This window comes from Burkholderia sp. Tr-862 (assembly GCF_011753085.1).
In the GTDB taxonomy this organism is placed as follows: Bacteria; Pseudomonadota; Gammaproteobacteria; order Burkholderiales; family Burkholderiaceae; genus Burkholderia; species Burkholderia ambifaria.
Window position 1 is genome coordinate 1 of record NZ_VWWG01000021.1, and the last position, 12,212, is coordinate 12,212.

Annotated in this window: 8 protein-coding genes and 1 pseudogene; 6 read left to right on the top strand and 3 right to left on the bottom strand. The window is 65.8% G+C overall.

Going from position 1 to position 12,212, the window contains the following annotated elements; all coding sequences use genetic code 11:
- Positions 1-538 (top strand): annotated as a pseudogene (locus tag F3J14_RS09380) (glycoside hydrolase family 2 protein); the annotation flags it as partial.
- A 43-nt stretch (positions 539-581) separates the two neighbouring features.
- Here F3J14_RS09380 and F3J14_RS09385 read toward each other — a convergent pair.
- Positions 582-1,973: a sigma-54 dependent transcriptional regulator gene (locus F3J14_RS09385; protein ID WP_166722732.1), complete on the bottom strand. Its 1,392-nt coding sequence runs from the start codon at positions 1,971-1,973 to the stop codon at positions 582-584.
- A gap of 1,407 nt (positions 1,974-3,380) precedes the next feature.
- On the opposite strand from F3J14_RS09385, the gene F3J14_RS09390 reads away from it, so the two are divergent.
- Together F3J14_RS09390 and F3J14_RS09395 are read left to right on the top strand one after the other, a co-directional pair.
- A complete protein-coding gene (locus tag F3J14_RS09390; RefSeq protein ID WP_166722778.1) occupies positions 3,381-3,965 on the top strand; it encodes a drug:proton antiporter in 585 nt (194 codons plus the stop codon).
- A complete protein-coding gene (locus tag F3J14_RS09395) occupies positions 3,962-5,542 on the top strand; it encodes a mannose-1-phosphate guanylyltransferase/mannose-6-phosphate isomerase (protein WP_166722733.1) in 1,581 nt (526 codons plus the stop codon). The genes F3J14_RS09390 and F3J14_RS09395 overlap by 4 nt, the downstream gene beginning before the upstream one ends.
- A 41-nt stretch (positions 5,543-5,583) precedes the next feature.
- Here F3J14_RS09395 and F3J14_RS09400 read toward each other — a convergent pair whose 3' ends face one another.
- Positions 5,584-6,873 carry a right-handed parallel beta-helix repeat-containing protein gene (locus tag F3J14_RS09400; RefSeq protein ID WP_166722734.1) on the bottom strand — a complete coding sequence of 430 codons (1,290 nt, stop codon included), beginning with the start codon at positions 6,871-6,873 and terminating at the stop codon, positions 5,584-5,586.
- A 373-nt stretch (positions 6,874-7,246) separates the two neighbouring features.
- Between F3J14_RS09400 and F3J14_RS09405 the strand changes: the two genes are divergently transcribed.
- From F3J14_RS09405 to F3J14_RS09415, 3 genes are all read left to right on the top strand, one after another.
- Positions 7,247-8,308: a glycosyltransferase family A protein gene (locus F3J14_RS09405; RefSeq protein ID WP_166722779.1), complete on the top strand. Its 1,062-nt coding sequence runs from the start codon at positions 7,247-7,249 to the stop codon at positions 8,306-8,308.
- A 383-nt stretch (positions 8,309-8,691) separates the two neighbouring features.
- A complete protein-coding gene (locus F3J14_RS09410) occupies positions 8,692-9,840 on the top strand; it encodes a glycosyltransferase (RefSeq protein WP_166722735.1) in 1,149 nt (382 codons plus the stop codon).
- A 27-nt stretch (positions 9,841-9,867) separates the two neighbouring features.
- Complete coding sequence (locus F3J14_RS09415) at positions 9,868-10,944, top strand: glycosyltransferase family 1 protein (protein WP_166722736.1); 1,077 nt, start codon at positions 9,868-9,870, stop codon at positions 10,942-10,944.
- 57 nt (positions 10,945-11,001) lie between these two features.
- Here F3J14_RS09415 and F3J14_RS09420 read toward each other — a convergent pair whose 3' ends face one another.
- Positions 11,002-12,171, bottom strand: coding sequence for an acyltransferase (locus F3J14_RS09420; protein ID WP_166722737.1), 1,170 nt, complete (start codon positions 12,169-12,171; stop codon positions 11,002-11,004).
- Positions 12,172-12,212: the final 41 nt, after the last annotated feature.

Below are 12,212 nucleotides of genomic sequence, written 5' to 3' on the forward strand. Positions count from 1 at the left end.
GTCGGCGGCCGTCGAGCTGGTCGCGCTGCGCGACGGCCGCACGCCGGTCGCGCGGGCCGGCGGGCCGGTCCGGATCGCCGCGCACGACACGGTGCGGCTCGGTTCGGCCGAATTGCTCGGCCGCTTCTTCGACTGGACCTACGCGTATCGCTTCGGCCCGTGCGAGCACGACACCGTCGTCGCGACATTGCGCGCCGACGACGGCACGCTGCTGTCGCAGGCGTTCTACTTCCCGTCCCGCACGCATCCTGCGGTGTTCGCACGCCGTGAGCCCGGCATCGAGGCCTGCGTGTCGCGCATCGGCGACACGTGGCACGTCGACATCGACACGCGTCACGTCGCACGTCACGTGCAGATCGACGCGCCGGGCTTCGTGCCGCGCGACGACTGGTTCGATCTCGCCCCCGGCACGCCGGCACGCGTCGCGCTCGTGCCGCTCGACGACACGGGCGACAGATCGGGCGCCGGCGCGCCGCCGACCGTCGATATCCGCGCGGTCAACGCCTCACGAACCGTACGCGCCGCGCCGGCCGGCTGACGCGGCCGGCGTCGCTCATGCGGTCGCGCGGCCCCGCCGCGCGTCAGTCCGACGATCCCGTGCCGCGCGGCCGCTCGATGCCGTACGCTTCCATCCAGCGATAGAGCGTCGCGCGCGACACGCCGAGCTCGCGCGCGGAAGCAGCGACGCGGCCGCGCGTGCGCAGCAGTGCGGTTTCGATCGCTTCGCGCTCGATCGACTTGCGGATGTCGGCGACGGAAGGCGAGGCCGCGTCGAGACAGTATTCGAGCTCGAGGTCCTGCGCGGTGATCAGGCGTCCTTCCGTCATCACGACCGCGCGCCGCACACGGTTGATCAGTTCGCGGACATTGCCCGGCCAGTCGTGCTTGTAGAGCGCCGTGATCGCATCCGTCGAGAAGCCGCGCACGCGATGGCGCGCGTCACCGCGAAAGCGTTCGAGCATGTGATGCGCGAGCAGTTCGATGTCCTTGCCGCGCGCACGCAGCGGCGGCTGGTCGATGCGCATCACGCAAAGGCGGTGGAACAGATCCGCGCGAAACCGCCCTTCTTCCATCGCCTCGCGCAGGTCGACGTGCGTGGCGGAGACGATCCGCACGTCGACCGGCACCGGATCGCTGCCGCCGAGGCGATGAATCGCACGCTCCTGCAGGAAGCGCAGCAGGCTCGCCTGGCTCTCGTGCGGCAGATCGCCGATTTCATCGAGCAGCAGCGTGCCGCCGTTCGCGGCTTCGACGTAGCCGGCCTTGCGCGCGTTCGCGCCGGTAAACGCGCCGCGCTCGTAGCCGAACAGTTCCGATTGCAGCAGGTGCGGTGGGATCGCGCCGCAGTTGACCGCGACGAACGGGCCGTTGCGCCGTTCCGAATGACGATGGATCGCGACGGCCGTCAGCTCCTTGCCGGTTCCCGTCTCGCCGAACACGAACACCGGTGCGTCCGTACGCGCGAAACGCCGTACCGTATCAAACAGCCGCAGCATCGCGCTGCAGGTGCCGACGATGCCGTTCTCCTGCGATTCGAGGCGTTCGCGATCGCGTGCGAACAGGCATTCCATCCCGTACGCATGGCCGACCGTGTCGGCGATCCGCTGATGCGACGCGGGCAACGTGATGTAGTCGAAGCAATAGTCGCGCAATAGCGCGCGCACGTTCGGGGACGCGGTCTGACCGGTCTCGACGAGCGCGACCCACACGACATCGCGCATCGACGCGCAGGTGGACGCGATGCTGCCGATCGCGTCGGCGTGGCCGCCGCTCAGGTCGAGGATGCCGCAGGTGATTTCGCCGGAGGTGTCGCGCAACTCGCTCGCGTGCGCGACGATCGTCACTTTCCAGTCGCGTCGCGCGAGTTCCTTGCGAAGCATGACGGACGGTGACTGCGTCCAGTAAATCAAAGGACGCTGCCCGGTAGTCCTCCCCGCGCCAGCGCTCTTATCGCGCGTTATTGGCATATTCATAGCGAACCATCACTTTCTCCACTCTGCGAACCGTTCGCGTGCGCTGCGGGCGGCGGCGCATGGCCGCCGATCCGTGCTGCGTTTCCGCAGCTTTGGCGAAGATCGAAACTGCACACGGCGAGAGCCCCCGGAGGTCGAGCCGAATTTCATCCGGCCTCGTTGTCATCGAACTCGAAGGGAACGCGCGGCCGCGGGAGCCACGGCGTTCCGGCTTTGATGCGACGCGCCGTCAGGCGGAGCACGTCGGCAAACGGGAATTCCGTCCGCATTTGCGTCGCGTCGTACACGACAGTCGCGCTCGATGCTGAACTGGACGGCCGCCAACCCGCTTTCGGAATGGCTGACTCATTTCATCCACTCCTGAATTTACACCCCGTATCGTGAGGGCTTGTTACCAAACGATAAACATCGATTCAGCCGGTTACGCAACCGCCCCGCCGGCGCGGCCGCATTTAGCGACTCAGATTTGATTATCTACGACCATTCGCATCAATCAGTGGCAAATACTACTTTTCTGCAAGATCGGCACCGCCCATTGCCTGCAATTCTTGACGAAATCGCGTGCAAGAACCGCGCAGTGTTTTTCAGGCGTCGGTAATCGCATGCGTCGCGCGACACCTGAATGTCACATCGAATGCCGGCGAACCGTGCGCAGTCGTTACATCGTCGTAACGAAACGCGTGGCCGTCGCGCACCGGGCCGGGCGTCGCCGCACCGTGCCGTTTCGGCCGATCGCGGATTTCGCGCCGCGGCGGTGCGTCGGCGATCGCCGGCAAACCTGTTTGTGTCGTCCACGTCATTGCGCGACGCAGCATCACCGCCACGCATGACGCGCACGCGCTGTCGCTGCCGTCGCGCCAACGCGACAGGCAACGTGCCGGCGCGGGCCTGAATGCGAATCGAAAGAGTCGGGTAACGCGCAGTAGCAAGTATGCACGTGCCGGCCGGTGCGCCGAAACAACGGTGTCCGAATGACGAACCTGCACCGCGCGAGGCAATCGGTGAAGCAGCAGACGTTGGCCTGCATGCGGCAGTCGACCGTGTGCGCCCAGCGCCGCGATGTACGAGCCGTCGGTCGTGAGCAATCGCAATCTTCAAGTACACCCCCCGGTTCTTCAATCGCGTTCGATGCCGGCGACCCGTGCTGCGTGCTTCGCAGCGGACCGTCGCGACAGGCCAATTATGGAAAAGCCTCCACGCGGCCATTGTGTGCTACCGCACATTGCTCCGCTCGCGGCACGCGGATGCGCCGCGCAGCCCGCGCCGGCCCGCGTGAAACGGGTGGGTGAGTAGGCTTTCGAACAGACCGGCGCACGCCGCATCCGCATCATGGGCATCGCCGCGCCGTACCGCACGAACGCGTTCGTGCGGCTCGGCGTGCTGAAGGCTTCACACGAGGACCGCATCATGGAATGGCATTGTTGTGAATTCGAACATCTGAGCGCCGTCGATCTCTATGCAATCCTGCGCTCGCGCAACGCAGTGCTGGTGGTCGAGGACGCGCACACGCATCTCGACATCGACGGCAAGGATGCGCATGCGCTGCACGTGTTCGCGCGCATGCACACGGGCGACATGATCGAAGTCGTCGCGTACGCGCGCGTGCTACCCGGCGACGACGTCGATCCGGACGTCGTGATCGACAAGGTGCTCACGAGCGAGACATGTCGCGACGACGCCACCCTCGAGCAACTGATGCAGCGCGCGCTCACGGCCGCGCAGGCCGCATGGCCCGACGTGGCGGTACGCACGCACGTTCCCGCTCAGCGCCAGGCGTTCTACAAACGCTTCGGATTCCGCAAGGCCTACGGCCCCTATCTCGAACAGGGCGCGCCGTTCGTCGGTCTCGTCCGGCCGGCCGACCGCGCCGCGGGCGCGCTGCGCAAGCTGCTGTCGCGGACCGTCTCGGCGCCGCGCTCGCGAAACGACGACGCGCGCGCCGACGGCCGCACGCACAACCGGCTGCCCGCCGATACCGGAGCCAATCGATGACCCCCACCCTTCGCCCGGTTCCCGAACCCGAGCTGCCCCGCATCCTGCCCGTCATTCTCGCTGGCGGCTCGGGCACGCGGCTCTGGCCGCTGTCGCGCGAGCAGTATCCGAAGCAACTGATCGAGCTGACTTCGAACGAATCGCCGCTGTCGGCGACCGCGCGCCGTCTGAACGGCATCGCGAACGCGTCGCTCGGCGACACGCTGCTGCTGGTATGCGGCGAACAGCATCGCATCATGAGCGCCGCCCAGGTGCTCGGACGCGCCGCGCCCGCACGCATCCTGCTCGAGCCGGCCGCACGCAATACGGCGCCCGCGCTGACGCTCGCGGCGCTCGACGCCAGTGTGCTCGCGGACGATCCCATTCTCGCGGTCATGCCGGCCGATCACGTGATCGGCGACGTCGGCGCGTTCCACGAAGCGATCGGGCGCGCGGCGCGCTACGCGCAGGAAGGTGCGATCGTCACGCTCGGCGTGCTGCCGCGTCGCGCGGAAACCGGCTACGGCTACATCCAGGTCGGCGAACCGCGCGCCGGCCGACTCGGCGGACACGGCGGCTATACGATCGGGCGCTTCGTCGAGAAGCCGAACGCCGCGCTCGCCGAGCGCTACCTGCATTCCGGCGATTACTGGTGGAACAGCGGCATTTTCGTCACGCGCGCATCGATCTGGCTGAAGGCGATCCGCGCGCTCGCGCCCGACATCCATGCGGCCTGCGACGCGGCATGGCGGGCGGGCATCGCCGAGGATCCGTTCTTCCGGATCGACGCGGCGGCCTTCGACGCGTGCCCGGCCGACTCGATCGACTACGCGGTCATGGAGCGCCTCGCGGAGAGCCCCGACCTCGGCATCGAAGGCATCGTCGTGCCGCTTTCGGCCGGCTGGTCGGACGTCGGCACCTGGGATGCGATCTGGGAAATCATGCCGAAGGACGATCAGGGCAACGTCGCACGCGGCCCGATCGTGTTCGAGGACACGCAGGACAGTTTCGTGCGCTCGGAAGGCCGGCTGATTGCATGCGTCGGGATGAAGGACGTCGTCGTGATCGAGACGCCCGATGCGGTGCTGGTCGCGAACAAGCACGACGTGCAGCGCGTGAAGAACATCGTCGCGCGCCTGAAGACCGAGCAGCGCCCGCAGGCGAGCGAGCACCGCAAGGTGCAGCGGCCGTGGGGACACTACGATTCGATCGATCTCGGCGAGCGGTTCCAGGTGAAGCGGATCGTCGTCGAACCCGGCAAGCAACTGTCGCTGCAAATGCACTATCACCGCGCCGAGCACTGGATCGTCGTGCGCGGCACCGCGAAGGTCACGCGCGGCGACGAGACGTTCCTGCTCAGCGAGAACGAATCGACCTACATTGCCGTCGGCGAGGTCCACCGTCTCGAGAATCCCGGCCGGATCCCGCTCGAGATCATCGAGGTGCAGTCCGGCGACTATCTCGGCGAAGACGATATCGTGCGGTTTGACGATCGGTATGGACGACCGGTCGTCGGAACCGCGCAGCTTGCGCCACGTTCACCGTGCGAACCCGACGAGCCGCATGAGGAAGCGGCGGAACGCGACGCCGTTCGATAAGCGTGGTCGACAGGCGCGTGCGAATCGCGCCGGGCGCGCGGTCAATCGATGCTTCGCTGCGACCAACGCGCCTGCCTGACGGCCTCTCGCACGCGCGGCAGCGACGACGGATCCGCACCGAGCGCGTCGGCACCGGTCGCCGTCGACTGATGCGCCGTCGCACACGTCGCCCCTTTCACCGGGTTTGCCGAGGGCTGCGACGGCCCATCGCTCGCGCAATCCTTGCCGGGGCCGACCCGCACCGCCATGCCGCCGATTCCCGACAGCTGGTTGTCGGCGAGCCGCACGCCGGACACGTTCCCCCACAGGCGAATGCCGTCGAAGCGCGCATTCGACACGCGGTTGCCGATCACGGTCACACGCGACACCGAACCCGACCACGTGCTGACCTCGATCGCCGCCTGCTGCGTGATCGGGCGCGGATCGGTGCGGCCCGTCGCCGTCTGGATGTCCGCGATCACGTTGTTCTCGATGCGCACGTCCGACGCACCGTAAGTGCGGTTGCTGTCTTCCTGCGCGACGAGAATCCCCGCGCTCACCTGCACGTTGCGCACGATGTTGTTCGAGATGGTGACATTCGCGCCGCCCACCACCGTGATACCCCGGCCCCACGGGTTGCCTTCCAGCGAATTGCCGGTAATCAGCACGTTGCGCGTCAGCACGCCTTCCGCCTGGTAACTCACCACGGCGATCATGTCGTCGCCGGTGCCGCGCACGACATTGCCCCGCACGAGCACGTCGTGCGAGCCGTGCGTCATGTGAATGCCGTCGGCCAGCGTCGACAGCACCTCGTTGCCGACGATCGCGACATCCGCGCCGCCGAACACGAAGATGCCTGCGCCGGCGCCGCCGTCGATCACGTTGTCGAGCACCTGCACGCCGCGTCCCGTGACCTCGATCTTCGTCGATTCCGGTGTCGTCAGGCGCGTCGTGCCGGTGCCCGCAAGGCGGAAGCCGACGAGCGCCGTACCGTTGCCACGCATCTCGACCGTCTGGTCGTCCGGGGTGGTCGCGATCAGCGTCGCGCCGTAGCCCGACACCACCACATTCGGCTGCCGCACGACCAGCGAACGGCCGACCACGTATCGCCCCGGTGCGAATACCAATCGCTGGCCCGGCTGCAACGCGTCCAGCGCATGTTGCAGCATGTCGGCCTGATCGGCCGCGTCCGCGGCGGGACGCACGTACGCGGCCGGCACATTCGCATGAAGCGCGCCAGGCGCACGCGCGCTGGATGCTGCCGCAGCACCATCCGGCCAGGACAGTGCGCCTGCCATGCACATGCCGGCGATCAACGCGCAGGCGCGGAACGAGCATTGCGAGCTACGCATATTGAATCGTTTCCTCTGGAATGACATCACGTGCGTCGGCCTGCGCACGCGAATCGCCGCGTGCCGGCCGAGTTGCCCGCCCGCGACACCCTCGTCGCAGCGGACGACGCGATACGTTCGATTGAATCATTCGATCCGGCCGGTTGTCGGTGCGTCAACAGACCGATGCGTCCCGCCTGAGCAGCGCGCTCCCGCCTGTCAATCGACGATTCGTCGCGCTTTCACGCAGCACGTCGCCGAACGGTAGGCTCGCGAACCGAGCGCCGATCGGCGATGCGTATCATGGCCACCATACGACGCGGCCGCGCTCCGGCGTCGCCGCAAGGCACCGGACGTGCGGACCGTCCGATATTCGCTCGTCCAGAACCCGTTCATGACCGACCTGACCATCGCCATCTGCAACTACAACCACGGCGCATACCTGCGCGACGCGATCGATTCGGCGCTCGCGCAGACCGCGCATGGTGTACGCGTGCTGGTCGTCGACGATGGTTCCACCGACGATTCGCGCGACATCATCCGCTCATATGGCGAGCGCGTGACGGCGGTGTTCCAGGAAAATCGCGGTCAGGTCGCCGCGTACAACCGCGCGCTCGAGCATGTCGCGACGCGCTACGTGATCCTGCTCGACGCGGACGACCTCCTCTATGCGGACGCCGCGGCCCGCGTGCTGGCCGCGTTCGCGTCCGGCGACTTCGTGAAGGTCCACTTCCGGCTCGACGTGATCGCGCGGGACGGTGCGATGACCGGCGCGAGCGTGCCGCAGTCGGCCGTCGACACCGATTGCGGCCGCCTGTTGCGCGCGGGCTGGCTGTATCCGTCGCCGCCCGCGTCCGGCAACGCGTACCGGGTCGACGCGCTCAAGCGCATTTTTCCCGTGCCCGTCACGGCCGACAACCTGCATGGCGCGGATTTCTATGCGATCTACGGCATCGCATTGCTCGGCGCCGTGCACATGATCGACGCAACGCTCGGCGGCTATCGCGTGCATCAGCATCCGGATCTATGCCCGGCCGGCGACGCAGCGGCCGACACGCCGGCCCTTGCACTCACCAATTCGGAAGACGCCGCGACGGGCGCGCTGAAGGCCGAACGCCGCTGGTCGACACTGCGCATGCTCGCCGGCACGCGGCTGCACGAAGCGTTGCCGATCGCGCCGCTCGACTTCGCGATCGAGAAGGCCCGCTTCGCCAGCACGCTGTATCACGCGCCGCTCGTGCGGCGCTGGCGCTGGTTCCTGTGCGAATCCGGACGCTACTGGCATACCGTGCTGCGCAATCCGTTCTGGCGTCCCGCGAAGAAGGTAGCCGTCGCCGGGCTGTCACTCGCGTGCCTGCTGCCGTCGTCGACGCTCAGCAACCGTGCGATTCGCTATATCTCCAATCCGCTTGCGCGCGTGCGCAAGTCGTCCGGGCAGCGCGTCGGCACACGATAGCGTCGTCGGGCCGTGACGTCCGGCGCCGAATCGCTTCTTCGGTAAGCCATCGCACCCAGTGGATCGCGCATGCGCTGCACAATGATCCGGACCAGTGGATTCACGCGCACTGACCGGACTTCGCCGATACCTCGTCCCCGGTCGCCGTAGTCGAACGCGATATTGATTCGTCGCGCTGCATCGTGTCCGGTGCAATGCGACCGGCCGCTTCATCCGGTTCGCATACGCGAGCTAGACAGCGGGATTCAATGGCCACGACTCTCAAGCATTTATCAATTAGGAATGCATAGTTCAAGGAACCGGATGATGCGACCGCACGATTCACCGGCTGCCCATCGTCGCGATGGGCGATGACAGGCGCGATCGGATCGCTGGACCCAAAGATGACCACAGAAAAGATCGTTCATATTGCCGAAGCGTTTGGTGGCGGCGTGCTTTCGATGCTGACGCATCTCGCCAATCATGCCGCGGCAACCGGCGCCAATGTCACGGTGCTGCACTCGATCCGACCGGAAACGCCGGCCGATTTTTCAACGCTGTTCCGGCCCGACGTGAAGCTCGTCCACGTCGACATGGTGCGCGAGGTCAGCGTCACACAGGACCTGCGGAGTTTGCGCGCGCTGATCCGCAACCTGCGCGAGTACAAGCCGACCGCGATTCATCTGCATTCGTCGAAGGCCGGGGTGCTGGGACGGGTCGCCGCCCGGATCGCCGCCCCGAATGCGACGGTCCTCTACTCGCCGCACGGACTCTCGTTCCTGCGCTGCGACGTGTCGCGCATGAAGCAGTTCGCGTATCTGAGCTTCGAACGCATCGCGGCACGCATCGGCGGCACCGTCGTCGCCTGCTCGGGCAGCGAGCTCGGCGAGATCAGAAGAAAGGTCAGGCCCAAATCGGCAGTCCTGGTGGAAAACGGCGTCCACGTGGCGGAGATCCCGCCGCGTCGAACGCGCGACGATCGCAAGGTCGTCATCGGGATGAGCGGTCGCGCGTCGTTCCAGAAGAATCATGAAGCATTCATGCGGCTCGCCGACACGCTGCACGGCGCCGACATCGAGTTTCTGTGGATCGGCGGCAACGCGGCCGAGATTGCGGATCCCGGCCAGCGCCGGGCCGTCGTCTGCAGCGGCTGGGTGACCCGCGCCCGGGCGCTGGCGCTCACGTCCGGACTGGACATCTACGTGCAGACCTCCCGCTGGGAAGGCATGCCGGTCGCGCTGATCGAAGCGCAGGTTGCCGGCATTCCGGCCGTGGTGACGGACGTCGTCGGCAATCGCGACGTGGTGATCCACGGCGTGACCGGCTACGTCGCGTCGAACGCCGACGAATTTTCCGCATACGTGGCCGCGCTCCGCGACGATCGGCAGCTGCGCGAGCAGATGGGCGCCGCGGCCCGGCAACGGGCGATCCAGCGGTTTTCGATCAACGCGATCTTCCGCCAGTGGAACGCCCTCTACGGACTCGGCGCCGACGAGCCGCGTGCCGACACGCGCGACTTCGAGCCGGTTGCGCCGGATCACGTCAAAGCCTGATCCCGATTTCGACACCTCCTTATTGACATGATCGCCAGCAAACCGAAGCAACTCGTCTACAACGGCCGATTCACGACGCAGAAGACGACCGGCGTGCAACGCGTCGCGCGCGAGCTGATCGCCGCACTGATCAAGTTTCATCCGCAGGATCCGGTGACCGTGCTGGTGCCGCCTCGGCCCGGCGTCGCGGTGAGCGGAGCGAAGACGGTCGAGGTCGGTTTTTACAAGGGCGTGGTGTGGGAACAGCTGATCCTCCCGCTGTTCGCGCGCCGCGGCCGCATCGTCAATCTCGGCAATTCGGCGTCGATCTTCCTCGGCAACCAGATCATCTACATGCACGATGCGGCGGTGTTCGACACGCCCGCGCATTTCTCCCGGCCGTTTCGGGTGTGGTATCGGATCATGTTCTGGATCCTGGCGCGAACCTCGGTGTGCGTGCTGACCAACTCCCGTTTCTCGCGGGATCGCCTCGCCCATCACTGCGGCGTTTCCGCGGAGAAGATTCGCGTCGTGCCGCTCGGTGCGGACCATCTCGACGCGCTGGAACCGGACACGAGCGTGCTCGACAAACATGCGCTGACGCCGGATCGATTCGTGCTCGCGGTGAGCAGCATGAATCCCACCAAGAACTTCGGCCGGCTGATCGCCGCGTTCCGGCAGATCGGCGATCCGTCGGTCGATCTCGTCATCGTCGGGATGCAGAACACCACCGTGTTCGGCAAGCACGACCCGGTTGGTGCGCCGGAGCCGAACATCAAGTACGTCGGCTACATCAGCGACGAACAACTGAAGGCGCTGTATCAGAACGCGGCGTGCTTCCTCTATCCGTCGATCTACGAAGGCTTCGGCATTCCGCCGCTCGAGGCGATGCGCTATGGCTGCCCGACCGTGGTCGGAAAATCGGCCGCCCTGCCGGAAGTCTGTGCCGATGCCGCGCTGTACTGCGATCCGTATTCGCAGGACGACATCGCGCGGAAATTACGTAGCCTGCTCGATTCCCCCGAGCTCCGGGCCGAACTCAAACGCAAGGGGATCGCGCATGCGGAGCAATATCGCTGGAGCCGCAGTGCCGAGATGATGAAGGCGATCTTCGAGACGCTGTAGCGCGATCGGCAGACGACCGGATCGATACGCGCCTGCCTTCCCGGCGAATCGGCGCGCTTACGCGACGTTGACGGGGCTGCCGGTCGCGGCCGGTTGCTTTCCGAACAGGCGCTTGCCGAGATACGACCTGATCGGCTCCTCGACGAATTTCGCGAGGAAGGCGGCCGACACGATCGACAGGCACGCCGCAAGCATTGCCGTTCTGACGACGTGGATGTCGCCCTGCGGCGTATACGCGAACACGAGCCTTCCGATCGGGTAATGCACGCAATAGAGCGGGTACGAAATCCAGCCGAGGAACGCGCTGGTCCGTGCCACCAACTTGCCGCTCGGAGCGAGCATGGCGCCGCGATAAACCAGCGCGGGGGCGACGAACAACAGCACGGCCAACGCGTAAATTCCCTTGATCGACGTCGGGAACAGGACGACCAGCAGGAACACGAGAAACAGCATCCAGTCATTCCTGACGAGCCGGGCAACGAACCAGTGCGGCCTCGCCGGGAGACTGGCGTCGTGCATCTTCGCGATTGCCACGCCCAGCAGGAACCCGTAGCCGACCCTGAAGAATCCGCCGAAGAAATTATCGGCCGCCCAGCCCTGATTCAGGATGACAGTCACTTTGTCGTGATCGAGGCCCACGAGCCATCCATAAGCGACGAACGCACCGAGACATGCATAGGCCAGTCTCAGCAGGTTCTGCTCTGTCATTTTGACGGCCGCGATCAGCGCAACGCTCGCGAACAACTCGAAGAACAGCGACCAGGCTGGCGGATTCAGAGGAAACACACCGGGATCGTCGGCCGCCTGCAAGCCGTGATTCGTGGCGCCGACAAAGCCCGACACCGAAAAACGGCCCAGATACGGAATGAGAAAATAATTCTGGCCGGTCGCTGCCGCCAGGTTGCCGAACGAAAACGCCGCTGAAGCATTGACGCGCATGACGACGAGGCTCACGAATCCGATCGTCAGCCCGATGCATATCATCGGATAAAGACGGATCACCCGTCGCTTCACATACTCGCCCCGCCACGACGCCTGACGCAATCTTTCCCCGTAGGAGTACGTGAGGATGAAGCCACTCAGCATGAAGAACACATCGACCGAAAGATAAGCGCTCTGCAGTATCGGAATCGGCAGATCCTGAAGGAAATGCATGAGCATCACGCTGATTGCCGCAATGCCGCGCAACCCGTCCAGAGTTTCAAACTTCTGCTTGTGAGTCGCCATGAAAAGGAGTGGCTCCGGGAAATATTGGTTTTGGGACCCGG